The organism is Falsigemmobacter faecalis, from assembly GCF_003863335.1.
GTDB lineage: Bacteria > Pseudomonadota > Alphaproteobacteria > Rhodobacterales > Rhodobacteraceae > Wagnerdoeblera > Wagnerdoeblera faecalis.
The window spans coordinates 41,953-68,493 of record NZ_RRAZ01000016.1 but is presented as its reverse complement, the minus strand read 5'-3'; the positions used below and the strand labels follow the sequence as shown (position 1 = coordinate 68,493).

The window sequence follows — 26,541 nt, the reverse complement described above, 5'->3', positions numbered from 1 at the left end:
AATGTTCCGGACCTGCGGCGCTTAATCCGCCGCTTTGCGCAGCAGTGACCAGCCAAAACGGCCTAAGAAGACCGTCACGATGATCCGCACCACATGATGCAGCGTCACATAGACCGCCGAAAGGTTCAGCGAGATCGCCACCAGCGCCATCTCAGTCACGCCGCCCGCCGCAAAGGCCAGCACCACCGCCGAGACCGGCTGCCCCGCCGCCGGAGCCAGCAAAAGCGCAAGGATCAGCGCCAGCGCCAGCGTCATGACGATATAGACGAAGGAAAGCTTCACCGCCGCCCAGATCCGCGGCAGCGCAAAGCCCGCAAAGCGCATCCCCAGCGTGGTGCCCACCACAAACTGCGTCAGCTGAATGGTCCAGCCCGGCGGCACCGCCGCCGTCAGCCCCATGGCATGAGCGATCCCCGAAAGCGCCATCGGCCCCACCAGCACCGCCGCCGGAAGCCCGATGGCGCGGCCACCAAAAAAGCCCGCGATGGCGCAGAAGGCCAGGATGGCAATGTCCCACAGCCCCAGAGGGGCCGCCGATCCCGGCATCTGCACCCCGGCCGAAGATCCCACCGCATGGCCCGAGATCAGCGAAAACAGGATCGGCACCAGAAGGATGCACAGGATCAGCCGCAAAAACTGCAGGATCGAGAGCATCGCCATATCAGCCCCGCGCTCCTGGCCCATCTCCATGGCTTCAATAAAGCCACCGGGCATGGCGGCAAAATAGGCCGTCGCAGGCTCGGTACGCCCGAAGCGGCGGTACAGCTGATAGCCGAGGTAATGCGCCAGGGGCACATAGACAAAGACCGCCAGAACCGTCGGCCACCAGGTCATCAGCTGAGCGATGAAATCTTCCGGCACACCGCCGCCGATCGCGGTGCCGACGATGGGCAGCAGCACCATGCGCCATTTCTCCGGCACGCCCGGATGCGCACCGAAAAACCTCACCCCCAGCGCCGAAGCCAGCCCCACCGCCACCAGCGAGCCGAGCATCATCGGCAGCGGCAGCCCGAGGGCCATGGCGATCAGGCTCCCCGCCAGACCAAGCGCATAGGTCGCCAGCACCACGGCGGGTCGCTGACCGTAAAGATAATCTGTGAGTCTCATTCCGGCTTCCCTTCGCAGCAGGCATCCCCCGCCGCCCCCGGAAGTGCAAGACGCAACCCGAAAAAGCCCGGCATGGGGCAGCCAGGACACAGCGCAATGCCCGATCCGCGGGCAGGTCTGAGACGCGGCATCCTGGCTCCGGGGGGGTGAGAGGGGCGCGCCTGCGGTTTGCCTCCGAACAGGCGTTTGCGCCGGGCCAGGGAAAGGCGTCACCCGGGCTTGCCGTCTTCATCGGTTCGGAGAGGGGGGGCCTGCGGATCCGTGGCATATGCCCTGAGCCGATCAGACCTGCCGCTGCAAAGGCGATGATGTGCTGATTTCGTCAGAGTGACATCCTGCGCATTGGCCTTTCCGAGATCCGGCCATCGGTCCGGCGCATCTGCCGCCACGCAGCTGATCCTGTCTGACGGCTCCTGAGCGCTATTTTCCTTCCGAATGATGCGCTCTTGCCGCCTGCATGCCTGACACAGGTGCTGTCAGACACCGGACGGGAAAGCTCTCAGCGTCAGGACAGGCGCTGAGCCGGATCGTCACAGCCGGACTGAGACTGAAGCCGCAAACGCAAGGGTCTGCCGCGGCTGACTGGCAGGGCAGGCAGCTTCGGATCAGGGAAGGTTGTGCCCGCTGTCTGATCTCAGGGGCTGATGCTGTGATCTTTTCATGGGACGGGAGAAGGATGGCGGCCCCCCCGCACTCTCATCTCAATCCGGTCTGAAGAAAGCGGTTTCGTCAGGCATTGATCGGGGAAAGCCCCATGAAAGGGGCCCAGGCTCACCGAACCGCAGATCCTGCCTGCGCCGGGGGAAGCCAAGGGCGGCGTGGCTGTATCCGCGCTTTGCAGCCAACCCCGGATCCGCACTGCGGAGTTTTATAACCGGCGCTCGCAATATGGCGCAGACGCCCTCATCGAGGCGCCTGACGAAGGTGACGGAGAAGGCGGACCGCCGACTGAAGCGCGGATCCGACCCCCGGGCGTGAAATGGACGTTCATGCAGATTGCAGGCCCGAATGCGCAGAGAGCAGACATAACCCTGCCCCGACGAGAGGCCGCGTTGCCTCTGATATGCGTACGGAACCCCGTGCCCCCCGCTCACCTGCGGCTGCAGACCGCCAACGCGACCGGAACTGCACCCGTCATGACGCCCTGGGTCAGTGCCAAAGGATCCTGCAGGGTTAAGGTGCAGCAGTCAGGGGGAGCAGAACATCCCGCCAGCGACTGTGCGTGAGAGCCAGCCTGGCGCGGGGGTGGCGGACTTTCCGACCCGGGAACCCCGATTGACACCAGGGCCGGGAACTATGACAGGATCCTGAAGGCTGCCGGGCAAGGCGTGGATTCCCCGCAAGGGGCTGTTGCAGAACGTCTTCGGCTGAAGGCCTGGGCTTTGGGGAGCAAAGTGTCCCTCGGGACCCGGCAGAGCGGTTCTGTCTGGCTCTCTTTGCTGATCTCAAATGAAAAGCTCCGCAGTGACCGGGGTTGCCTGGCCCGCCCCTGCCGCCTGCCGCGCTATGGGGCCGCCCTCAGCGCCTGTGACGGTCTCAGCGGACAAAACCATGGCTTTCAGAACGGTCCACCAGAGCAATTTGAGAGGCAGGGCGGGGCCACAGGATCTCCTGGTGATCCGCTTTCACGACCTGACGAGCGATTATCTTCGACCGCCGCCTTGTCCTGAGCCGCACCGGAGCGTCGTGTTTCGGGGGCGGAGAAAGCCACATGTTTAGAGCCATTGGACACAGGCTCACCCCAAAGGATGCAGATAGAGACGGTCACCGATGGGCTGGTCAGCGGCATGGCGAAGATCGCAACAGGCTTCTGTCTGGTGGTGAGCTGGCCTTCTGTCACGCGGCGGCGACAGGGGGAGGCTGCACTGCATATCCTTCGTCACCCCTGCACCCACCCAAAGCGGGGTGCAGGGAAAGCGGGACGCCGTCATGGCAAACCATCAAACCCGTTAATGTTCGGCGTGATGCTGGTCTTCTGCGGCGGTCGGGGCGGCGATCCCGCGCCAGGCGCGGCAGGAGCTGAGGTAGTCTCTCGCATCCCGCGTGAGGCGGGAGATCCCCATAAGCCGCGCCAGTTCAAGGTCGGGGTCCTCTGCTGCAGCGATCCGTGCGGCGTGCCGGTCGATCAGCTCGGCAATCTCGGCGCGGGACACCTCCCGCAGCGCGCGGTCCTGCAGACCTTTAAAGGGCACCCGGTCGCTGAGGCTGCCAGGGGTCCACAAAAAGGCGGCCCCTCCCTCATCGCTGGTGTCAAAAACCCCCTGCAGAGAGGCAATGCGCGCCTGAATGCGCGCCCCGGTGCGCTGCCAGCCGTGAAGCTGCGAGATTTTGCGCGCGAGCGTCGCTTCCGGGAGTGGTCCCTGTGAGGCGACAACCGCGGCCATCAGCGCTGTCAGCTGCGGCGTATAGGCGGCATCAAAGAAACGCTCCGGCTCAGGGATCGGCGCCGGGTGGACTTCGCCATCAGAAAGGGCCGCAGTCCCCGGCGGGACAGATCCGCCCTCGGGCCCTGACGGACCGCAATGAGCGAGGGCAGGGGTGCCGTCCCCGGCCTCGGACGGGGGCGGGGCTGTCGGGATGTCAGCGGCGGCGCTTTCCACCTCAGCTTCCCTGGCGGAGGCGTGGGCTGCGCGCTTTGGCCGAAGCGGGGGAGACAGGGTATCGGCCCCGGATGCGGGCGAGGCTTTCGGGAGGTCAGGGGCGGAGTTTTCCGCCTCAGCTTCCCTGGCGGAGGCGTGGGCTGCGCGCTCTGGCTGAGGCGGCGGAGACAGGGTCTCGGCCTCGGATGCCGGCGAGGCTTTCGGGAGGTCCGGGGCGGCGCTTTCCACCTCAGATTCTCTGGCGGGGGCCTGGGACGCACGCTCTGGCTGAAGCGGCGGAGACAGGGTGTCAGCCTCGGATGCGGCCGGGGAGTCAGGAACGGCGCTTTCTGCCTCAGAGGCTGCGGCGGCTGCGCGGGTTGCGCGGTCTGCCGTCAGACATTCCGCGAGGCGGTCACAGACCCGCTGAAGCGTGGCCTCAGGGGCGCGGAACCAGTCGGTCGACCAGATCCGCAGGATGGTCCAGCCCAGCCCCTCCAGCACCGCCTGGCGGATGCGGTCGCGGTCGCGCGCGGTCGCTGAGGAGTGATAGCGCGCCCCATCGCATTCCACGCCGGCCAGCCAGGCGCCGGCGTGATCCGGGTGCCGCACGCCGAGATCGATCCGAAACCCCGAAACGCCGATCTGGCTGTGAACGTCCCAGCCTTTCGCGCGCAGAGCCTCTCTGACGGCCTCTTCGAAAGGCGAATCCGCGGGGCCGGCGGAGCCGCTATCCTGCGCCGCAAGCGCCACGCTGCCCCGGGCTGCAAAGTCGAGGAAAGCTTTGAGGTCCGCAACCCCCCGCGCCGCTGTGCGGCTGGTGTCGATCTGATCGGCGCTGAGCGAGGCGAACACATGCAGCTCTGCCCGCGCGCGGGTCACGGCCACATTGAGGCGTTTTTCGCCGCCGTCTTTGTTCATGGCGCCAAAATTCATGGTGATCTTCCCGGCCTGATCCGGGCCGAAGGTGATCGAAAACAGCATGACATCGCGCTCATCGCCCTGAATATTCTCAAGGTTTTTGACGATCAAAGGCTCTTCACGATCATCTGAGAAGAACCACTCAAGCGCGGGGTTGGCCTTTCGCTCCGCGTCCAGAAGATCAAGGATAAGCCCTTGCTGCTGCACGTTAAAGGTGATGACGCCGAGGGTGGGGCGCGCCGCCTCGGGCCGCTTCAGCCAGGCTTCGAGGCGTTTGCGGATGAAGGCGGTGATCGCCCGCGCCTCCTCTGGGTTGGTGGAGCCCTTTGCCCGCTGATAGACGCCCTGAACCCGGTGCAGCCGGACCGCCTCGCTGCCGGAGAGAGGGGAGGGGAAGGTCACCAGCCCGCCATCGTAGTAAAAATGGTTTGAAAAGGCGATCAGCGCCTCATCGCGGCTGCGGTAGTGCCAGTTCAGCCGATGGGTCGGAATGCCCGCGGCGGCCACCTCATCGAGGATCGAGGGCATGTCCTTTTCATACTCGGCGATCTCTGCGCCGTCCTCCGCGCCCTCGTCGCTGCGGCCAAAGAAATTCGTCGGCGGCAGCTGCTTTGGGTCTCCGACGATGATGGCCTGCCGCCCGCGCGCAATCGCGCCGATCGCATCCCAGGTGGAGATCTGCGAGGCCTCATCAAAGATCACCAGATCAAACTGCGCCTGACCGGCGGGAAGATATTGCGCCACCGACAGCGGCGACATGAGCACACAGGGGGCAAGTTTTGTGAAACTTCCCGGCATATCGCCGATCAGCGTGCGGATCGCTTTAGTGGGCCGCTGCAGGCCAAGCTGATGGCGCAGGCCGCCCAGCTCAGAGGCGCGCGGCACGGAATCGCGCAGCGGCAGATCATTGCCCAGCCGCCGCATCACCTCTCCCGAGGCGAGACCGGCCAGGGCATCATCAAGCTCGCGGAACCGGCGGATCAGGGCGTCATGCTGCCAATGCGCAAAGCCGCGCAGCATGGGTTCGGCGTCCATCGCAAGGCGCAGCCACCAGCCCATATAGGCCTGCTCAAAGGCGCGGGTGGTATCGGCCAGGGGCTGCCCGTCCTCAAGGGCCAGCACGAGGGGCTGAAGGCCCGCGCCGATGGCTTTTGCGCGCGAGCTGCGCCATTTCAGCCAGTCGCCAAAGCGGTGCTGCAGCGGCTCCAGCCCGCTCAGCAGATCTTCGCGGCCCTGCGCCGGGGCGCCGCCGGTCGCTGTGAAGTCCGCCTGGGCTGCGGCTGCGGCTTGGGCGGTCTGGCTGACCGCCTGCAAAAGCGGGGCGAAGAGACCGCCCGAGGCGCGCGACAGCTCTCCGCGGTAGGTCTCAGGCAGGGTCTCGGGCAGACCGGCGGCGCGCAGATGGCGCTCTAGCGCCAGGAACTCTGCAGCGGCCTCCAGTTCTGAGCGCAGGCGGGCGATATCGCTCGCCTCCTGTGCAAACCCCGGCAGCGGACGCAGCGGCGAGGCTGCGATGTCCCGGCGCGCCTGCAGCAGCTTTTTCAGCGCGGCCAGATCGCTTGTCGGCTCGCAGGTCCCTGACAGGGCGTAGCTTTGCAACAGGCGGCGCAGCTTTTTCTGTGCCATTCCGGCAAAGGGCCAGGATCGGCTCTGCGCCTCACGCCACTGCAGCTCCAGCGCGTCGAGCGGCATCCCGTCCAGCCCCTCATCAGGATACTGCGCTGCGAGCGCGGCCCGCGCCTGGGCCGCGCGCTCCAGCCCGTTTGTCAGACCGTCGAGGGCGGCGGTTGCGGCTGCCGGATCCTTCAGGGCCTCAGGCGCAATGCCCGGCCGGTTCAGCCGCTGCTCTGCCAGCCATGTCAGGGCCGCCGCGGCATCCGCCTCTGCTGCGGGACCCGACGACAGGCCCAGCCCTGTGGCCAGCGCCTGAAGCGCATCCGCCGCACTTTGGCGCGCCTCCCGCAAAGCCCGGGCGGCGGCCAGACAGCGGTCCTGCCAGCCAAAGGACCACTCGCCCTGATCGAGCAGCGACAGCGGCCCGCCCTGATCGAGGTCGGCGACGATGCGGTGCCTTTCACCAAGCTCCCGGGCCAGGTTGCACAGCCGGTGCCAGCCCGCCGGATCATGGCAGTCTTTGTTCTCAAAGCGCAGCGCAAAGCCCGGCGCGGGTCCGGCGCAGCGGCCGATGGCCTGATAGACGCTGAAGCCCTGGGTGCCGGGGCGGTGCAGCGCGTCGACATAGGCGTTCAGCTGATCGCGGGTCAGCCGAAGATCCTCTGAGACCCGGATCCAGTCCTCGGCCTGAGCCGAGGTGGCGCGGTCCCAGGAGCGGCCAAGCTGCGTCAGCACGCTTTTGCGGTCGGCTTTATTGGAATGCAGCTCCAGCACCGCATGGCCCAGCCCGTGCCGCTCAAGACGGCGGTGCACGACATCAAGGGCGGCGGATTTTTCGGCCACAAAAAGGACCGTCCGGCCGCGGCCCAGCTGGTCTGCGATGATATTGGTGATGGTCTGGCTTTTGCCGGTGCCGGGCGGGCCGATCAGCACGAAATCCCGCCCCGCAGCCGCCGCGAGCACAGCGGCGAGTTGCGAGCTGTCGGCGGGAAGCGGCGCCAGAAGATCGCCCGGCGCATGTTTGCGGTCGATATCTGAGGGGCGCGGCATGGCGGTCCCGGCCCCGGCAAAAGCCTCGGCGGGGGTGTCGATCAGATGGGCGACCATGGGGCTTTCGCGCAGCGAGCCCGTGCGGTCGACCAGATCTTTCCACATCAGATATTTCGCGAATGAAAAGGTGGAGAGGGCGAATTCCTCAACGATCTCAAAGCCCGCGACATCGCGCACCCGCTGGCGCAGGATCTCCATGATGCGGGCGATATCAAGCCCGCTGGCGTCACGCGGCAACTCGCCCTCCAGCTCCGGCAGGCGCAGTTCAAAATCGCGCTTCAGCATCTCCAGCAGGGTCGAGTTGATCCGCACCTCATCTTCCAGCTGGCTCAGGCGGAATTCCGACTGCGCCGAGCGCCGCTCAAGCCGCACCGGCAGCAGCAGCAGCGGCGCGCGGTAAGACCGGCTGTCCCCCCCGGTGCGCTTCCAGCGCAGAAATCCGACGGCAAGAAAGAGGGTGTTGGTGCCGCCCTCTGCCAGATCGCTGCGGGCTTTGCGGTAAAGCTCAGTCAGCCGGTTGATCATCTCGCGGGCGGTCAGCGGCACCGGGATCTGCCCGCGTGCCAGAGCATCGCGCGCCAGCGCCTGCTCAATCTGCCGGGCCTCTTCGGCGGGCACATCGCGGCCCGAGACCGCGTTCTCATCTTTCAGCGCCAGCAGCCGGAAGGTCTCGCCATTGGCAAGACGGTCTTCGGTTGCGGAAATATCCGGGCAGACCATGGCGATCGCGCCCCGGGTATCTTTGAAATTCAGCAGGCGGTTGCCGAGCGAGAGATCCAGCAGTTTGCGCTGCCAGCGCTCCACCCGGCCAAGCGGGGTGGCGGGGGTCTCATCCACCATTTCCCCCGGCAGCAGCCCCAGATCCAGCGGGCGTGGCAAAGCGGCAGGCGCGGCGCTGATCTGCCCGGTCGCGGCGCTCTCCTGGGCGCGGTGACTGGCGAGCGGGCGGATGCGGGCCGCCCGGGCGCGGTTGATATCCACCAGCTGAATGAATTCACTCTCCCGCGCCTCAGACAGGTGATCGCGGCCGGTCTGCACCGCCTCTTCAAAGCCGATGCCAGGGCGCTTTGTCAAAAGCGTCGTCTCCAGCGTCACGAATTCGCGCGCCACGACCGCTTTGCGGACGGTGACCACATCCGGCTCAACGAGGCGGCCGAAATCTTTCTGCACCAGCCAGACACCCACCCAGGCATGGCCCTGTGAGAACAGGACCGCGGTGTTCAGACCGGCAGCTTCAAAAGCGGCGGCCAGCAGCAGGGTGCTGTCGAGGCAGGTGGCCAGTCCTTCCGAGACGATCCGGTCCGGGTCGCGAACCTTTTGTCCGTTGCGTTCAAAAGAGGCGGGGGGCACGGCATAGGTCAGCCCCAGCCCGGTCGCCGCCGACCAGATTGCGCCCGCCATCATCCAGACCCGCAGCGGATCTTTCGACTGATAGCCGCTCATCGCGCCGGACTGGCCTGCGGCCTCCAGAAGCTGTGATGCCTCTTTCAGAAGGCGGGCGACCATGGGCTGATTGGGAGAGACGAAGGCCGCGAGAATATTATCCATCTCGGCCAGCCCGCCCCATTCGTCGCGCGCCAGCATCTCAATGGGGTGGGGGGCGGTCACTTCCTCCAGACCCGCCGCGCTGAGGCGAAAGGCGATCTGGCCGATCTCCGCCTCATCGAGCCCGCCGAGGAGGGCATTGTCGAGCGGGGTTTCAAGGTCACTCAGATTGAGCGTGGTGCCCGCCGCGATCCGGTCGATTGTCCAGGTCTTTTCGCGAAAGATCGCGGGGCTTGCCGTTAGCGTGAGGCGCAGGCCGGCGACCGGATCGGGGCCGGGGTTTTCGATTGAGAGACGCTTAATGACCGCCACGCCGTTCTGGGCGGTGGCAAAATTGACCTTTGTCGCGAGGACGGGATGCAGGATCAGGCCGGGGGTGTCGGCCCGGGCGATGGCGTGCAGATCATCGGGCATCATGGTCTCTCTTTGCGGCTACAGCTCTATGATATTTGCATCCGGACAAGCCGACTTTGCGATGTCGCAAAGGTGGCGGTGGTGGGTCAGATAGATCACCTGGCCAACGCGCGACATATCGGCGAGCAGCGTGAAAGCGGCGCCGGAGCGGTCGTCGTCGAAGGTCTCCATAATGTCATCGGCGATGAAGGGCACCGTGCTGCGGCTTTGTGCCAGCTCATGATACCCGGCGATGCGCAGGGCGAGATAAAGCTGAAACCGCGCGCCCTTGGAAAGATCTGCGGCCAGCTTTGCCCCCCCGGCTGCGGAAAGTGCGACCAGCACCTCCTGCGCGCCGTCGGGCTGGGCGGCAAGGCCGCTGTAGGCGCCCCGGCTGAGGCGGCTGAAGGCCTCTGAGGCGCGGGTCATCATGGTGCTGCGGTGCTGATCGCGGTAGCGGCGCAGCCCCGCTTCAAAGGCGATCAGCCCGAACTTCTGCGTCAGATGCGCGGTCGCCTTTTCGCGCAGTTCCAGCAAAAGGTTCTCGCGCTCGGCCGCGATGCGCGCCAGTTGATCGTCGCCGCCCACGGCCTCTGCTTTGCTTTTCGCCTCAAGGTGGCTGGTCAGGCGGCTTTCTGTCCCGGCGCGTGAAATGAACAGCGCGGCTCTGAGATCGAGAAGGCGCTGGCGCACGGCATCGGGCGTTTCCTCTGCCGCGGGGGCAGGGCGGTCGCGCAGTTCTTTTTGCAGCTCGTCGATCTCAAGGCGCAGACCCGCGGCCTCGCGGCACTTGCGGAGGTGATCTGCAAGGCTGCCCGCAACCTCAGCTTCACTCTCACTCTCAGTCCAGCCCAGCAGAGTGCCGATCCCGGCGATCTCCTCAGCACAGGCGGCGAGGGCGCGCTGGTCCTGAGCCTCATCCTGGCCTTCTCTGGCGATCTGCCCGTCCAGACTGTCGTGATCGCGCGCGGCGTCCTGCGCGCGGCGCAGGCGCTGCAGCACATCGCTCCAGGGCTGGTCCTGTGCCATCTCCAGGGCCGCAAGAGCTGCGGATTTCGCCTCTGAAAAGCGCTGACAATTCGCCTCCATCTTGGCAACACGGTCCTGCAGACTATGGGCTTTCTGCGCAGTGACGCTGAGCTGATCGAGCAGATCGAGCACCGAACTCAGCGCCGGATCATCGTCACAAAAGGCCGCCAGCAGGGTGTCGCGCGTGGCCGTGCTCCAGTCACTGCGCCATGTGCTGAAGGCGTGGGCCGCATCAGCCTCTGCCTGCCTGCGTTCGCGCAGATCGGCGGCCAGGGTGGTGAGATGCTGGCGCGCTTCACGCCGCCGCTCAGAGGCTTCGATCCGGGCCACGGCGGTGGCGAGCAGCAGCTCAAAAGCCTGCAGAGGTGCTTCGGCCTGGGCCCCAAGCGCAGCCCTGAGCAGTTGTGCGGCGGCTTCAAGCGTGGCTTTGCTGCGGGTCAGACCCGCCTCGGCATCGCGCAGCGCCGTGATTTCGCTCAGAGCCCTGATCCGCAGATCAAGCCAGGACTTCAGATCGGCCAGCGCGCTGCCCGACAGACCAAGCGTCCGGGACGCGGCCTGAACCGCCTCAGTCGTGGCGCTTTGTGCGGTGAGCGCGGCCTCAAGACGGCTTTCGGCCGCTTCAAGCCGGGCTTCGGCGCTGGCCAGCGCGGCCTGGTCCTGCGCCGCGCGCCGCGCCTCTGCCATGGTTTCGGCCAGCAGGACCGAGATGCGGTCATCCTCGCGCAGCGCCTGCTCAAAGCGGCGCGCGCTTGCGGCATTGAGATCGCTCAGATGTGCGGCCCATTGCGCTTCGCGCAGCCGCCTTGCCCCGGCGGCATCCGAGAGGGTGACGCCGCTGGCGGCATGAGCGGCCTCGCGGCCCGCGGCCTCGCGCCCGAGACGGCTGATGTCGTCGCGCAGGGTGGCGGCGTCTCTGCGGGCGTCATGCTCGGCGGTGCGGCTGGCCTCAAGGGTGGTTTCCCAGTCGGCGATCTGCCATCCGGCAGGCGGGGCAAGCGCGGTCAGCGCTGCGGCATCGCCCCTCCAGGGCGCCAGGGCCAGAAGGGCTGCGTCCACCCGGCTCAGGGCCTGATCGCGGTCGCGCAAAGCGCGGGCCAGGGCATCGGCGGGGTCCTGGCTGCGCAGCCGCGAGACCAGCGCGGCAAGGGCCGCCTCATCCTCTGCGGGGCCCGGATCGCCCAGCCTTGCGGTCTCACGCTCCAGAAAATCCGCGGCCCTGCGGCTTTCGAGGGCGGCGGTGCCGGCGCTGTTCTGCAGCCCCGAGCGCGCGGTCAGAAGCGCGCGCAATGCGGCCATCCGGGCCGGGGCAAGGCTGATTTTCTGCGGGTCCGCCCCGGCCTGGCCAAGCTGCGCCAGAATGTCGGAAAGCTGCGCCTGCGCCTCTGCGGCCTCAGTGCGGCGGCGGGGCAGATCGTTTCGGGCGCTGTCATGCTCGGGCCGCAAAGCCTCAGCGGCCTCAATGTCTTCCGCGCGCGCCAGCACCAGAGGGTCGGGCGAGAGGTCCGCCCGCTGATCGGCCAGCCCCTGCAGGCGCAGGGCCCGGTCCCGGATCCGGTTGGTCAGCTTTTCGCGTTCCGCCCCGGCGCGCTCAAACCGCTGCTGCAGCGCGTCAGAGGCCTCGGGCAGATCGCGCAGCGGCGCATAGTGGTCCTGCAGCCGCGCCAGACGGGCCAGAAGCGGCAGGGTTCCGGCCAGTTCCTGCAGCCGGTCGAAGTCCTTTTCCTGACCTTCCTGCAGGGCGCGGGCCTCCTGCCAGGCCTGCTCGCTGACCTGAGCCTCTTTGCTCAGGCGTTGCAGGGTGCCGGCTGAGATATCGAGGTCACGGCGCTGCCGCTCCAGCTCTCCGAGCTGTTTTTTGGCGTCATAAAGCCAGCCGCTGCGCTTGCCGCTGCGGTGAAAACCATCAAGGCTCTGGCGCAGGGTTTCCAGCTGTGGGACCAGCCCCGACAGCCCGGCGCTGGCCGAAAAGAGCATCTGCCCCAGATCGCCGCGGCTGGAGAGGATGCTTTCGCCGCCGCGCTCCAGCGTCTCGTCATCGAGCGAGAACATCGCCGAATAGCCGTCCCGCGCCAGCCCGCCCAGAGCGGCCTGCAAACTGGCCTCGGGCAGGGCCGCGCCGTGCAGATCGGTCAGGCTGGCGCTGTTGCGCTTGAGGCGTCGGATCTCCAGCGTGCCGCCCGGATGCGACAGCCGCGCGCCGATCTGCAGGGTGGGGCCGGGATGCAGGAAGTCATACCGCGTGCGGGTGGGGATCCCGAACAACAGATCCAGCCAGGCGGCAAAAAGCGTCGATTTCCCGGCCTCGTTCGGACCGTAAAGGATGTGCAGATCCGCGGCCCCGGGGGCGGGCGGGGGAAAGCTCAGGCTGCGGTCGGTGAAGCGGCCATAGCGCGTCAGATCAAGGCGTTCGAGCCGCATCACGTCGCCTCATCCATGCTCAGCCCGGCCAGAACCAGGGGCGCGCCCTCGGCCAGCATCTCCTGGCAGCGCCTGGCGAAGTCGGCCTCATCGCCGCCGAAAATATCGCGCAGATCGGAGGGCAGATCCTTCAGCAGATCCTGCGCCGCACTGCTGAGCGCGGCCAGAAGGGCCGCATCGCGGGGCAGCTCGGTCAGAACCGTCTGCACCAGTTCCGCCGGCAGATGGCTGCCCGCAGCCTCCGGGGCCGCCTGCGGATCAGCGGTGCGCAGCTCAAGCCTGTCGATCCAGATCCCGGCGACGGCAGCCATGGCGCGGGCCTCTTCGCTCAGCCGGTCAAGGTCGCGGCTGATCCGCCAGGCAAGCGGGGTGGCACCGCGCAGAACGGGGCGGATGACCAGATGATCCTCTTCGCGGCTGCGGTCTGCGGCGCTGCGGATCGCGGTTTCCAGGGCGCTCAGAAGCGCGCTCCAGTCCTCCAGCCCGCTGCAGTCCACCTCGACCCGATCAAAGCGCAGGCAGGCCACCGAGCGCTCTTCGAGCGTCACGCTGAGGTCGTCGGCCACATGGACCAGCGTCACCGAGGCGGCCCCGGCTTCACCGATATCGCGGCCCTGGGGGATGCCGGGCATGACGATCGTGGCGCGGCCGCGATGTTCGCTGCGGCGGTGAATATGGCCAAGCGCCCAGTAGTCAAAGCCATGGCCGTCAAGATCCGCGAGGCTGCAGGGCGCGTAATTGTCGTGCCCGGGGCTGCCGTTCAGGCTGGTGTGCATCAGGCCGATATTGAAGGCGCCGGGTTTGGGCGCGGGGTAGCGCGGCAGCAGGCTTTCGGGGGCATGGGCTTCGCGAAAGCTCAGGCCGTGAATGGCGACCTGCTGCCCGCCGCAGTCAAATTCTGCGGTCGTGGCGCGCGCGCCAAAGAGATGGGTCCTGGCGGGCAGGTCCAGCTCTCCGGTCTGCCGCGCGAGGGCATCGTGGTTGCCCCTGATGATGTAGCAGCCGATCCCCGCCTCGTTCAGCCGCATCAGCTCCTGCTTTAAAAAGCGCGGCGTGCGGGTGGAGCTATAGGTGCCGTCCCAGAGATCGCCCGCGATCAGCAGAAAGGCCACGCGTTCCTCAAGGCATAAATCGATGATGCGCGACAATGCGAGGCGCGAGGCCACCCCCACCTGTTGCGCGAGATCCGGATCGCGCAGCGCAATGGCCTTTAAGGGGGCATCAAGGTGAAGATCTGCCGTGTGAATGAAGCGAAAAGCCAAAATCTGTTACCTGAACCTGAAGCCGTCTCAACTATGAGCGGGTCGGCCGCCCCGGGCAAGTCTCCATGAGGTTGCGTTTATAAACTGTTTCTCCGGAAGGGCCTGCGGCTTTGCCGGGGGAAAATCGGGGTGCGATCTGGGGGCCTGGCCAGAGGGAGTGCCGCGCAGCCTGGTTCCCCCCGTGGTTCCTGACGGTCTGCAATAAAAAAGACCCGCCGGAAGGGCGGGTCTTTTCCAAAATCTGACAGCGATCAGAGTTTTGCGGCAACGGCATCCCAGTTGACCAGTTTGTCGAGGAAGTTCGACAGATAGGCCGGGCGCTTGTTGCGGAAATCGATGTAGTAGGAGTGCTCCCAGACGTCGCAGCCCAGCAGCGCGGTCTGACCAAAGCACAGCGGGTTCACGCCGTTTTCCGATTTGGTGATCTTCAGCGCGCCGTCTTTGTCTTTCACCAGCCAGACCCAGCCCGAACCGAACTGACCGGCACCGGCAGCCGCGAAGTCCTCTTTGAACTTCTCAACCGAGCCGAAAGCGGCGGTGAGCGCTTCTGCGAGTTTCGCCGGGATCTCTTTGCCGGTCGGGCCCATGACGTCCCAGAACAGGTTGTGGTTCCAGTGCTGCGAGGCATTGTTGAAGATGCCGTTTTGCGCAACCGCACCGGCCTGATAGGTGCCGACGACGATCTCTTCGAGGGATTTGTTTTCCCACTCGGTGCCGGCGATCAGCTTATTGCCGTTGTCGACATAGGCTTTGTGGTGGATGTCGTGGTGGAACTCGAGGGTCTCTTTCGACATGCCAAGCGCTTCAAGCGCGTCGTGGGCATAGGGCAGCTCGGGCAGGGTGAAGGCCATGACGGTTCCTCTCCGGTTTGAATGACTGCGACGAATAAGGGCTTTTCGACGCATGACGTCAAGGGCGTGATGCGGCAGGCTGCCGCCGCAGGCTATGGATTTTTCAGGATTTTAGCGGTTTGGTGATGCGGATTGCAGATGGGCCTGATCAGAAAAACCCAAAGGCCGCCGCAAGGGTTCCCGCGCCCGGACGGGCCATGGCGAACTGCCGCTGCTTCGGGGCTGCAGGCCGGGCAGATCGCGGCCCGCGTGCCTTTGATCCGGCCCGCCGATTTGCCGGGAGGGGCGGCTGCCGCAGCTTCGACCCGCTTCCCTCCCGAAAGCTTCAGCGGCGCGGTCTGCCGCCTGCAAAGCGGATCACCAGGGCAAGGAGGGCCAGGGCCACAGCCGCGCCTGCCTGCAGGGCCGCGGGCAGATAGCCCAGACCGAAGACCGTCAGGGCTGCGGCTGCCATGACCAATGGGATGAGGAGGAGCGGATGCATGGTGCTCACTTCACCTCACTTCACATCAGCGCGGCGTCAGGCGGGTGATCCCCACCGCCGCCGCGCGGGCCAGATCGGCATCGAGCGACATCGGGATATATTCGCCCCGCCGCCACAACTCGCCTAAGTTGTCGTAAAACCGGCTCAGGGGGTGGCCGGACTGCCCGGTCGAGATGATAAAGACCGAACTGTCGGGATCGGCGAAATCATAGACCCCGCGGTAACCCGCACCATGGACGTTGCGGAAGGGGTTCACCCCGGTGCCGGCGGTGCGGCCGCGCATCAGCGTGAAATCATCGCCCGAGGTCGACTGGCGGATATTGGTGATGAATTTCAGCACCGGCACCTGTCCGAGCGTCGGGTGGTCATGGGTCGCGATATGCGCATCGCCCCAGCGCCAGCTTTCGACATTGGCGCCATAGCGCTCGGTCAGGCGCAGGATCGCTTCATCCAGCGCAAGACGCGCGATTTCGGCGCAGGTCTCAAGGGGCGAGGACTGGATGATGTCACACCAGACGCCCGCGCCTTCGGTATCGCGAAACACCCGCTCAATGAAGACCGGCTCAATATGGGTGAATTCGGCGGCCATGGGGCCGAGTTCATCCTGGATCAGCTTTTCCTGCAGCACTCTCAGCCACATAGAGGCGATCAGCGGCTCGGGCAGATGCTCGCTCATTTCGCCGTTCCATTCGGCCAGCAGCGCCAGAGCCTGCTGGCGTTTGCGCTCGGGCGTGCCCTCGGGGGCGGGTTCGCCGGTGAACCACAGCTCGGCGCCGATCAGCGGCAGCAGATTGCGCGCCACCGGGCTGACGGTATCAAGCTGCGCTTCGATGAAGCTCTCGCGGGTGTGGACATCGCGGACCTGCATCAGGCGCTGCCAGCGGCGGATCCGCTCGGTATCGCCCCACTCGTAGCTGACATGCTGCGGGAAGGGGCGGTCGATCATTTTGTTGTTGGTATTGCCAAGGATCCCGGTCCCGGGCTCTTCAAACCGCGGATTGGTCTCCCAGGGCAGGCTGCCCTGCCAGCGGTTCTCTGCCAGCCAGCCGGGAGAGGGCAGGCGGCCGCGGGTCTGATGGGCGACATCGCGGGCGGGGAATTTGCCGATGGTGATCATCGCCACGCCGTCGCGGTCTGACATGGTGACGTTCTGCGAAGGGGCCGTGAAATCGCGGGTGGCCTCCATGCCCTCGGCGATGGTGCCCGCCTGCATCAGCTTCATCGCGGCCGTCATCGAGCGGTCTTCGCGGTCAAAAAGCGTCCAGGCCAGCGAGGCGACATGACCCGCAGGTGTCACCGAGGCCAGATCATAATGGGTGCCCGGCAAAACGGGGCCATTCTCGGTCCAGCGCAGCGTCAGGGTCAGCGGCGCGCTGTCTTTGATGGTCACGATCGAGCGGCGGGTCTCAAAGCGTTTCCAGCCCTCAGGGGTCAGATATTCCTCGGAATTTTCCGGGTTCAGCTTCTCGATATAGAGATCCTGGTCGTCCAGGTAAGATGAGGTCAGCGCCCAGCCGAAATCTTCGCTGCGCCCCGCCATCACCAGCGGCATGCCCGGAATGCTGCCACCGATCACGCCCCCGGTCGATAGCTCCAGCCGCGCCAGATACCAGATGGTCGGCGCCGTGAAGCCTAAGTGCGGGTCATTGGCCAGCAGCGATCCGCCCGCCGCCGCGCGCTGGGGTGCCGCCGCCCAGGCATTGGAGGCCCCCGCAAAAGCGCGGCGCGGGAAGGGCGAAAGCGCCTCTTCGCGGATTTTCAGCGCGGCATAATCCGGCCCCATGCCGGGGAAAAGCGCCGCATAGGGCGGCAGAGCGGCGATGGCCTCTTTCTCGTCGTCGGGCAGGATATCGCGCAGCCGCTCGGGCGAGAGCAGCATCGACATCCGCGCGCGCAGCACCTCATTTTCGAGATGCGCGGAGAGCTGCACCCCCATGAGCTTCAGGATCGCCAGACTGTCTGCGGGCTGCCAGACCGGGATCACCGGATCAAAGAGGAAGAACTCAGGCGCCCCGCGCCCGAGAGCCCCCTCATTGACCTGCGCGAGCCAGGCATTGACGCCGCGCGAATAGGCCTCCAGCGCAGCCAGCACCTCCGGGTCCTGGGCGGGCACCGAGCGGGTGGCGATCGTGTAAAGATCCAGCCTGCGCATCAACTCATCAATACGCGCCGTGCGGCTGCCGAAAACCTCAGACAGCCGTCCCTGCACCGTGCGGCGCAGCAGCGTCATCTGCCACAGCCGGTCCTGGGCATGGGCAAAGCCAAGGCCGAAATAGACATCCTCATCCGAGGCTCCGAAGATATGCGGCACATTGGCGTTGTTGCGCACGATCTCCAGGCCGTCGGAGATGCCCTCAACCCGCATCTCGGCATTATAGTCCGGCAGAGAGCGGCTCAGCACCGTCCAGAGGAACGCCAGCGTAAGGGCGGTCAGCACACACAGCGTCAGAAAGATGCGAAGGAGCCAGCGGAAGGCAGCGGACATGGCTTTGCTCAGGCGTCAGGGCAGGTTAGCACTGACCCTAGACGAAAGCCGGAACAGGGGGAAGCTGTGGCACATGTAGCATTCTTGGGTCTTGGGGTGATGGGCTATCCCATGGCGGGCCATCTGCGGGCCAAAGGTCATGAGGTGACGGTCTGGAACCGCACCACTGCCAGGGCTGAGGCCTGGGTCGGTGAGCATGGCGGCCTTATGGCGGCCACCGCCCGCGAGGCGGCGGCGGGCGCGGAATTCGTCATGGCCTGTGTCGGCAATGACGACGATCTGCGCGCGGTCTGTCTGGGAGAGAACGGCGCTTTTGCGGGGATGAAGCCGGGGTCGGTCTTTGTCGATCACACCACGGTCTCGGCGCAGGTCACCCGCGCGTTGAACGCGGTGGCCGCAGCTCAGGGCCTTGGCTTTGTCGATGCGCCGGTCTCGGGCGGTCAGGCGGGGGCGCAGAACGGGGTTCTTTCGGTGATGTGCGGCGGGGATGAGGGCGATTACGCCCGCGCCGAGCCGGTGATTGCGGCCTATGCGCGCATCTGCAAACGTCTGGGAGAGAGCGGCGCCGGGCAGCTTGCCAAGATGGTCAATCAGATCGCCATCGCCGGACTGGTTCAGGGCCTGGCTGAGGCCTTGCATTTCGCGCAGAAAGCCGGGCTCGACGGGGAGGCCGTGGTTGAGGTGATCGCAGGCGGTGCCGCCGGCTCCTGGCAGATGGTGAACCGCCATAAGACCATGCTGGCCGATCAGTTTGATTTCGGTTTTGCCGTCGACTGGATGCGCAAAGATCTGGGCATCTGTCTGGCCACCGCCGATGAGATCGGCGCAAGCCTGCCCGGAACGGCGCTGATCGATCAATATTACAAGGATGTTCAGCAGATGGGCGGCGGGCGCTGGGACACCTCGTCTCTCATCAAACGGCTGCCGAAGTAAGCCGGGCGACAAAATGCAAAGCGCCGGATCTGAGATCCGGCGCTTTTGTTCCAAAGCCAGCCTGCTCAAGCCTGCCGCCACAACTGCCCCGGCGTCAGCGGCTTTTCTTTGCCGCCAGCAGCCAGAGCACGGTGAGGCCAAGGCTTGCGATCATATTCCAGGCCGCCATCGACAGGCCAAGGAAGGACCAGGCCACCTGATCGCAGCGCACCGGATCCGGCGCATTGGCCGTGGGGTCCAGCAGATCATTGAGCGACAGGGTCGCAATCCCGGCCCCCTGACAGCTTTGCAGCCCCTCCCACCAGCCCAGCTCAACCCCGGTGTGAAAACCGCCGATCGCTGCGGTGGTCAGGGCGGCCAGCGCGCCTGCCAGCGGCAGCAGCGGCTCACGGATGCGCAGCGCAAGAAGCCCGATCAGCACTGCCGCCAGATGCGGCCAGCGCTGCCAGATGCACAGCGGGCAGGGGAAAAGTCCGCCGAGATACTGAAATCCCAGCGCGCCAAGCAAAAGCGCAGCCGAGCCTGCGGTGGCGAGAAGAATAAGCGGCGTGCGCGTCACGGCGTTTCCTTTCAGGAGATCGCGCTGACTTTCCCCGCTCCGGTGAAAAAGGCAAGGGGGGCAGGGGTGGCCCGCGATCACGGAGGCGTGCGTTCCGGCGCGATTTTCTTGTCAGCGCAATATGAAAGGGGATTGAACAGAGGTCCCGCGCGCCTGTATGAGGAGAGCATCAGCCGGGTTTCGATCCCGTGCGGGTGTGGCGGAATGGTAGACGCAGGGCATTCAAAATGCTCCGCCGCAAGGCTTGGGAGTTCGAGTCTCCCCACCCGTACCAGTTGACTGAAAAAGCGCTCCTTCGGGGCGCTTTTTTCGTTTTCCGGCGGGGGATTCGCGGACCGGGACCTGGCCCGAGGTAATACCCGTCAGGCCGCCCGCCGGAGGATCTGAGGTCGCACAGGCGGGTGCCGGAGGCAGAGGGCTGTGATGGCTCTGCCAGGCCAGCGCCGTCACAGCGGAATGCGCAGGGCCCTTCGCATGGTCTCTTTTTCATCGGTACAGTTTCGGGCGTGCAGCGGGCCAGGATCCGGCCCTGAAACTGCCGCTGCCGGAGTGGTGATATGATGAGTGGGCGGTGCGCTGCATAATCGCGAGGGGAGAGAGGTGGCGGCGGCATGATCCGGGCTTTGCCCGGATCGCCGCCTCGCGCCGCCTCGTCAGGCAGGAAAGCGATTCCCTGGCCGTGGGACCTGAGTGGCAAAGCCTGATCAGAGAGCTGCAACTCCTGATGGAAAGGCAAATGCCTGCCAGAGCGGTCGGGCTGAGCGTCTGAGACACAGGCGCTGCGCTTTGAGGGCTGTGGTGGGCAGCCGTCAGCCCGCGCGGTGCAGAACCATAGCGGCTTTGCGGCACCCTGCTACGGTGCCAGCCCTGTGGAAGCGCGCGATCCGCAGGGCTGGTGTCCGGGCCCTGCGGATCGCCTCAGCCTCAGGCCTTCGCAGGATAGCCGATGCGGCCCAGCGCAAGGGCGATCTCATTGAGGATCGCGGGATCATCGATGGTGGCCGGGGGCTTCACCGCCTCGCCATCGGCGAGTTTCACCATGGTCGAGCGCAGGATTTTCCCCGAGCGTGTCTTCGGCAGGCGCTCCGTCACCACGGCTTTGCGGAAATCCGCCACGGGGCCGATTTTCTCGCGCATCAGCGCTACGCATTCGGTCACGATCTCGGCCTCGGGTCGCGTGGTGCCGCGGTTGAGGCACAAAAGCCCGATCGGGGTCTGGCCTTTCAGCGCATCTGCGGCCCCGATCACCGCGCATTCCGCGACATCGGGGTGGCTCAGCAGCACCTCCTCCATCGCGCCGGTCGAGAGGCGGTGGCCCGCGACATTGATCACATCATCGGTGCGCGCCATGATATAGACATAGCCGTCTTCATCCATATAGCCCGCATCCCCGGTCTCATAATAACCGGGGAAAGCCTCGAGATAGCTTTTGCGAAACCGCGCCTCGGCCTGCCAGAGCGTCGGCAGCGTGCCCGGCGGCAGCGGCAGGCGAATGGCGATCGCGCCCAGCTCTCCGGGCGGCAGGGGCTGGCCCTGGTCATCCAGAACCTCGACACGGTAGCCCGGCATCGGCATCGAGGGCGAGCCTGGCTTGACGGGCAGGGCCTCCAGACCGACCGGGTTTGCGGCGATGGGCCAGCCGGTCTCGGTCTGCCACCAGTGATCGACCACGGGACGGTGGAGCTTCTCTTCGGCCCAGCGGATGGTGTCAGGATCCGCCCGCTCTCCGGCGAGAAAGAGCGTGCGCAGCGAGGAGAGGTCATATTTGCCGATCAGCGCGCCCTCCGGGTCGTCGCGGCGGATGGCACGAAAGGCGGTCGGCGCGGTGAAAAGTGCTGCGACCTGATGGTCCTGCACCACGCGCCAGTAGGTCCCGGCATCGGGGGTGCCCACGGGTTTGCCCTCAAAGAGCACGGTCGTATTGCCATGCACCAGCGGCCCGTAGCAGATGAAGCTGTGGCCCACGACCCAGCCAAGGTCTGAGGCGGTCCAGAAGACATCTCCCGGCTTCATGCCGTAGATGTTTTTCATCGACCAGTTCACCGCGACCAGATGGCCTGCGGTATGGCGCACCACGCCTTTCGGCTGCCCTGTCGTGCCGGAGGTGTAAAGGATATAGGCCGGGTGATTGCCCGCAACCGGGACGCAGTCGGCCAGGGGCGCGTCCTTTTGAAAAGCATGCCACTCATGATCGCGGCCCTCGCGCAGATCGGCTGCTTCCTGCGGGCGCTGGAAGATGACGCAAAGGTCGGGCTGGTGCTTTGAGATCTCAAGGGCGGCATCAAGGAGCGGTTTATAGCGCACGATGCGCCCCGGCTCGATCCCGCAGGAGGCCGCAAGGATGGCCTTGGGCGTGGCGTCATCAATCCGCGTGGCCAGCTCAGGAGAGGCAAAGCCGCCAAAGACCACCGAATGGATCGCCCCGATCCGCGCGCAGGCCAGCATGGCGACCATGGTCTCCGGGATCATCGGCATATAGATCAGCACCCGGTCGCCCTTGCCAATCCCGCGGGCCTGAAGCGCGCCTGCCAGACGGGCGGTGCGGTCGCGCAGATCGCTGTAGCTGATCTTTTCCACCTGGCCGGTGACGGCGCTGTCCCAGATGATCGCGGTCTGCGCCCCGCGGCCACCCTCAACATGGCGGTCAACCGCATTCCAGCAGGTGTTGATCTCGCCATCGGCGAACCATTCATAAAGCGGTGCTTTGTCGGCAAAGAGCGCTCTGGAGGGTTTTTTGACCCAGTCGAGCGCCTCGGCCTCGTGCATCCACCAGGTGTCAGGGTCTGCCGCACAGGCGGCATAGGTCTCGCGGTAGCTCATCGTCGGTTCTCCTCCCGAAGCGGCCCGCGTCTCCCCCGCGCAACCGCTCGTTACGGGCAGCTTTGACGGAATGGCGGGGAAATTCAATCCCGCAGCAGGCGCGGCGCCGGGCGGTGAGCGATGTCGCGATCACCGCCTCGGGGGCGTGGCGAGCTGAGCGCGCGGCGGGCGTAGGTTTGCGCCGCTTTGCGCCGCCCCCATAGGGGGCCAGCGTTTGGCGCGGCGCTGGCCGCACCGGATCTGCTCAGGGGCCGGAATTTTCGGGGGAGGGGCATTGAATGTGCGGTCTGGCGCGGAACCGTCAAGCCCGGCGCGCCGCGCATTCTGCGCTCAGACGGGAGCTGACCCGGGCAGGGCAGGCTCCGCAAGCGCCTGACCGGTGGTCCGGGTCAAAGACGGGTCAGACCTGACCTCAGTCCCGCAAAGCGGCGGCGCTTTCGGCGCGGCGGCGGATGGCGGCGAAATCTCCTTTTGCCAGCAGGTCCGCCGGTGCGAGCCAGGAGCCGCCGATGCAGGCAACATTGCTGAGCGAAAGATAGTCGGGCGCGCTTTCCGGTGTAATCCCGCCCGTCGGGCAAAACCGCATCTGCGGCAGCGGACCACCGAGCGATTTCAGCGCCGGCGCGCCGCCGATCTGCGCGGCGGGGAAGAATTTGGCAAAGCGAAAGCCCGCCGCCATCAGCGCCATAACCTCAGAGGCGGTGGCGGCTCCGGGTAAAAGCGGCAGGCCGATCCCGGTGCAGGCGGCGATCAGCGAGGGGGTGGCGCCGGGGGAGACCGCAAATTCCGCCCCCGCGGCTTTGGCGGCGCGGGCATCTTCGGGCGTGAGGACGGTGCCGGCTCCGACCACGGCCCCGGGAACGGCGGCCATGCGCGCGAGGGCATCCAGCGCAGAGGAGGTGCGCAGCGTCACCTCAAGCAGCGAAAGCCCCCCCGCGACCAGAGCTTCGGCCAGAGGGGCGGCCTTTGCCTCATCCTCAAGGACCAGCACCGGGATGACGGGGGCGCGGGCGGCAAGCGAAAGCAGAAAGGCTGAGCTGTCCTGAGGGGTCATGGCGGGGCACTCCGTAATATACCGATCCCCATCAGACACCCGCACGACAAAAGGTGCAACGCCCCTGGTCGCAACATCCCGCCGTGGAAAATCCGATTGGCAGGGCAGGCGGCGGAGCCTAGGATGCGCATCAATCGCAAGGCGAAGGGCGGCCCGACCGTTGAAGACCAAACTCACTCCCCCGACCGAGACCTCCGTTCAATTCACGCGGCCCGTCTCGCAAATCCTGTCCATGCTGATTGTGATGGGCCTCGTAGGTGCCGGAGGCTGGCTGGCCTTTGCCGCGCTGCGCGGGGTCTTTCTGACCAGCCCATGGCTGAATGGCGTGATCATCTTTGTATTTCTGCTGGGGGTTATCGCCTGTTTCTGGCAGATCCTGCAGCTGTTCTACGCGGTGCGCTGGCTGGAGAATTTTCTCGGCAATGGCCCGGGGGCGGGGGCGGATCATACCACAGCCCCGCGGCTGCTGGCGCCGCTTGCAGCGCTTCTGCGCTCCCGCGGGGCGGACAGTGAGCTGTCGTCGGGCTCAACGCGCTCCATTCTCGACAGTCTGGCGACGCGGATTGATGAAGTCCGCGATATCACGCGGTATCTGACGAACCTGCTGATTTTCCTCGGGCTTCTGGGCACCTTCTATGGACTGGCCACCACCATCCCGGGGGTGGTCGATACCATCCGCTCCCTGACGCCGCAGGAAGGGGAGACCGCGGTTCAGGTCTTTCAGAAGCTGATGCGCGGGCTGGAAAGCCAGCTGGGCGGTATGGGCGTGGCCTTTTCCTCCTCGCTGGTGGGGCTTGCGGGCTCGCTGGTGGTGGGTCTGCTGGAGCTCTTTGTGAGCCACGGGCAGAACCGCTTTTACCGCGAACTCGAAGAGTGGCTGTCGTCGATCACCCGTATCGGGCTGGCAGGCTCTGAGAATGAGGGCGACAGCTCGGCGCTGGTCTCGCTTCTTGATCAGATCGTGCGTCGGATGGAGCAGACCGAGCAGCGCGCCTCGCAGGATCGTGCGGCCATGGCGGCCGGTCTGCAGGCCATGGCAGAGGGCTTTAAAGAGATGGCAACGGTCGGCAATTCCGACCCGGCACTTGAGCAGATGGCCCGCTCGCAGGCGCGGATGCTGGAGATCATGGAGACCGAAGGCGGCCTTGGGGCCGATGCCGAGGCCCGGATGCGGCTGCGCTCCATTGATGTGCAGCTCTTGCGCGTCCTTGAAGAAATGAGCGCAGGCCGTCAGGAATCGGTCGCGGATCTGCGCTCTGATCTGACCGCGCTGACCGCGGCCGTCCGGCAGTTCGCCCGCGCTTCGGGGCATTAAGATGGGGCTGTCACGACGCAACGGCGGCCGGCAGAGCCCGAATATCTGGCCCGGCTTTGTCGATGCCATGGGCTCGCTGCTGATCGTGCTGATCTTTTTGCTGACGGTCTTTATGATCGTGCAGTCGGTGCTGCGCGACACGATCAACACGCAGAGCACCGAGCTCGACAGCCTCTCGGGGCAGGTGGCGCAGCTTGCTGATGCGCTGGGCCTTGAGACGCAGAAATCGAACCAGCTTGGGGATGACCTCGGCGCCGCACGGGCCGAACTGGATCTGCGCGCGGCGCGCATCGCCTCGCTCTCGGGGGAACTCACGCAGGCGCAGACCCGGATCACCAGCTTTGAGCAGCAGGTTCTGGCGCTGATCTCCGAGCGCGACGGCATCCGCGCCGATCTCGCCCGCTCTGAGGCAGAGGCGGGCCGGGTGCTGAGTGAAAAAGAGGCGCTGGATACGGCCCTTGCTTCTGCGCGCAGCGAAATGGATGCGGCGGTGGAAGCCGCGCGCCTCGACGCTGCCCGCCGTGAGGCACTTGAGGCGCTGGTCGCCGATCTGCGCCGCAGCGAAGCCACAGCCGTTGAAACCGCTGAAACCCGCAAATCCGAACTCGATGCGGCTGAGGCCGCGCGTCTCGCCGATGCCGCCGCCGCAGAGGCGCTGCGCAAAAGGCTGGAGGGGGCAGAGACCGAACTCACCTCCATGACCCTTGCCCTTGAGGCAGAGCGCAAACGCGCCGAAGAGACCCTGACGCTGCTGGCCGCCGCCGATGCCGCCTCCAAAGATCTCGACCAGCGCCTGGCTGCGGCGCTGATTGCACAACAGGCCACGGCCGCGGATCTGGAAGCTGCAAAGCGCAATGCCCCCCAGGCCGAGACTTTGCGCAAAGATCTGGCCGCCGCCATCGCCGCGCGCCTTACCGCCGAGACCAGCCGCGCCCAGGCCCAGTCCGAGGCAGAGCGCCGCGCGGCCCTGCTGGCAACGGCCGAGAAAAAACTGACCGAAGAGCAGAGCCGCAGTCTTGAGCAGGCCCGCCAGGTGGCGCTTTTGAATGAGCAGGTCGCGGCGCTGCGGGGGCAGTTGGGCAGTCTGTCGGATCTTCTGGCCGCCGCTGAGGCGGGGGGGGCTGCAAACCGGCTGCAGCTCGACGCGCTGGGCACGCAGCTCAATACGGCCCTGGCGCAGGTCGCCTCCGAGCAGAAGCGCCGCGCGGAACTGGAAGAAGCCGAGCGGAAGCGCCTTGAGGCCGAAAAGCAGGACCTCGAGCGGTTCCGCTCGGAATTCTTCGGCCAGATGCGCACGGTTCTTGCGGGGCGCGAAGGCGTGCAGGTGGTGGGCGACCGTTTCGTCTTCTCCTCTGAGGTGCTCTTTAACCCCGGCTCTGCGGATCTCGCCCCCGAGGGGCGCAGCCAGATCGCCCGGGTTGCGGGTCTTCTGCGCGATGCGGCCGCCGAGATCCCCTCAGACATCGACTGGGTGCTGCGGGTCGACGGGCATACCGACAATGTCCCGCTCTCCGGTAGCGGCATCTTCGCCGATAACTGGGAGCTGAGCCAGGCCCGCGCCCTTTCGGTCGTGCGCTATATGCAGACGGCGCTTGGTTTTCCGCCCGAGCGCATGGCGGCCACCGGTTTTGGCGAATACCGCCCCGTGGTCTCTGGCGACAGCCCCGCAGCCCGCGCCCAGAACCGCCGCATTGAGCTGAAGCTGACCGAGCGGTAATCCCCTTAAGCCCCTGTCGCCACTGAGAGATGTGGCGGCAGGATTTTTTGCGCCCGCCCCCCTTGACCCCACCCCGGTGATCTGCGACCCCTGTCGCAGGTCGGGCCTGTAGCTCAATGGTCAGAGCAGGGCGCTCATAACGCCTTGGTTGGGGGTTCGAGTCCCTCCGGGCCTACCAAACAACGGTTTTATTGCCGATAAGGCATAAGTGTGCACGAAACACGGTTTGTTCTTGCACACCCCTGTCAAGGGAAATTTCACGCAGATTAGCTCTGCCCCCCCCACCAGGCCGGGTATGGGGATCCACTGCGGTGAAAAACTTCACACTGCAGAATATCGATCAAAGCTCGCATAGGGCGAACTTGCTGCGCACCCCACGGGCTGGCCATATTTTGACTTTCT

The 26,541-nt window shown here is 65.9% G+C and carries 13 protein-coding genes and 2 tRNA genes; 5 read left to right on the top strand and 10 right to left on the bottom strand.

What is annotated here, in order from left to right:
- Window positions 1–21 precede the first annotated feature (21 nt).
- From EG244_RS12205 to EG244_RS12180, 7 genes are all read right to left on the bottom strand, one after another.
- On the bottom strand, window positions 22–1,107 hold the full coding sequence (locus tag EG244_RS12205; protein ID WP_124965274.1) for an AbrB family transcriptional regulator: 1,086 nt from the start codon (window positions 1,105–1,107) through the stop codon (window positions 22–24).
- Between the two features lie 1,949 nt (window positions 1,108–3,056).
- Window positions 3,057–9,230, bottom strand: a complete 6,174-nt coding sequence (locus tag EG244_RS12200) for a DUF3320 domain-containing protein (RefSeq protein WP_124965273.1) — start codon at window positions 9,228–9,230, stop codon at window positions 3,057–3,059.
- A gap of 18 nt (window positions 9,231–9,248) precedes the next feature.
- Window positions 9,249–12,659 (bottom strand): ATP-binding protein, encoded by a 3,411-nt coding sequence (locus tag EG244_RS12195; RefSeq protein ID WP_124965272.1) that lies wholly within the window; start codon window positions 12,657–12,659, stop codon window positions 9,249–9,251.
- Entirely contained in the window at window positions 12,659–13,921 is a 1,263-nt protein-coding gene (locus EG244_RS12190; RefSeq protein WP_124965271.1) for a metallophosphoesterase family protein, read from the bottom strand. The genes EG244_RS12195 and EG244_RS12190 overlap by 1 nt, the downstream gene beginning before the upstream one ends.
- Before the next feature lie 251 nt (window positions 13,922–14,172).
- Complete coding sequence (locus EG244_RS12185) at window positions 14,173–14,772, bottom strand: superoxide dismutase (protein ID WP_124965270.1); 600 nt, start codon at window positions 14,770–14,772, stop codon at window positions 14,173–14,175.
- Window positions 14,773–15,097: 325 nt separating this feature from the next.
- Window positions 15,098–15,256 carry a hypothetical protein gene (locus EG244_RS20420; RefSeq protein WP_158617299.1) on the bottom strand — a complete coding sequence of 53 codons (159 nt, stop codon included), beginning with the start codon at window positions 15,254–15,256 and terminating at the stop codon, window positions 15,098–15,100.
- A 25-nt stretch (window positions 15,257–15,281) separates the two neighbouring features.
- Window positions 15,282–17,741 (bottom strand): penicillin acylase family protein, encoded by a 2,460-nt coding sequence (locus tag EG244_RS12180; RefSeq protein WP_124965269.1) that lies wholly within the window; start codon window positions 17,739–17,741, stop codon window positions 15,282–15,284.
- 66 nt (window positions 17,742–17,807) lie between these two features.
- On the opposite strand from EG244_RS12180, the gene EG244_RS12175 reads away from it, so the two are divergent.
- A complete protein-coding gene (locus tag EG244_RS12175) occupies window positions 17,808–18,674 on the top strand; it encodes an NAD(P)-dependent oxidoreductase (RefSeq protein ID WP_124965268.1) in 867 nt (288 codons plus the stop codon).
- 94 nt (window positions 18,675–18,768) lie between these two features.
- Here EG244_RS12175 and EG244_RS12170 read toward each other — a convergent pair whose 3' ends face one another.
- On the bottom strand, window positions 18,769–19,233 hold the full coding sequence (locus tag EG244_RS12170; protein ID WP_124965267.1) for a disulfide bond formation protein B: 465 nt from the start codon (window positions 19,231–19,233) through the stop codon (window positions 18,769–18,771).
- A gap of 190 nt (window positions 19,234–19,423) precedes the next feature.
- Between EG244_RS12170 and EG244_RS12165 the strand changes: the two genes are divergently transcribed.
- Window positions 19,424–19,507, top strand: a tRNA-Leu gene (locus EG244_RS12165).
- A gap of 650 nt (window positions 19,508–20,157) precedes the next feature.
- On the opposite strand, the gene EG244_RS12160 is transcribed toward EG244_RS12165, so the two are convergent.
- Window positions 20,158–22,053, bottom strand: a complete 1,896-nt coding sequence (locus tag EG244_RS12160; RefSeq protein WP_124965266.1) for a propionyl-CoA synthetase — start codon at window positions 22,051–22,053, stop codon at window positions 20,158–20,160.
- A gap of 412 nt (window positions 22,054–22,465) precedes the next feature.
- Window positions 22,466–23,107: a bifunctional 4-hydroxy-2-oxoglutarate aldolase/2-dehydro-3-deoxy-phosphogluconate aldolase gene (eda, locus tag EG244_RS12155; RefSeq protein ID WP_124965265.1), complete on the bottom strand. Its 642-nt coding sequence runs from the start codon at window positions 23,105–23,107 to the stop codon at window positions 22,466–22,468.
- Window positions 23,108–23,339: 232 nt separating this feature from the next.
- Here eda and EG244_RS12150 point away from each other — a divergent pair, with 232 nt between their 5' ends.
- The 3 genes from EG244_RS12150 (at window position 23,340) to EG244_RS12140 (ending at window position 26,317) form a co-directional block, all read left to right on the top strand.
- Window positions 23,340–24,422, top strand: a complete 1,083-nt coding sequence (locus EG244_RS12150; protein WP_233589000.1) for a biopolymer transporter ExbB — start codon at window positions 23,340–23,342, stop codon at window positions 24,420–24,422.
- Between the two features lies 1 nt (window position 24,423).
- Window positions 24,424–26,139, top strand: coding sequence for a peptidoglycan -binding protein (locus tag EG244_RS12145; protein WP_124965263.1), 1,716 nt, complete (start codon window positions 24,424–24,426; stop codon window positions 26,137–26,139).
- A gap of 102 nt (window positions 26,140–26,241) precedes the next feature.
- A tRNA-Ile gene (locus EG244_RS12140) sits at window positions 26,242–26,317 on the top strand.
- Window positions 26,318–26,541 lie beyond the last annotated feature (224 nt).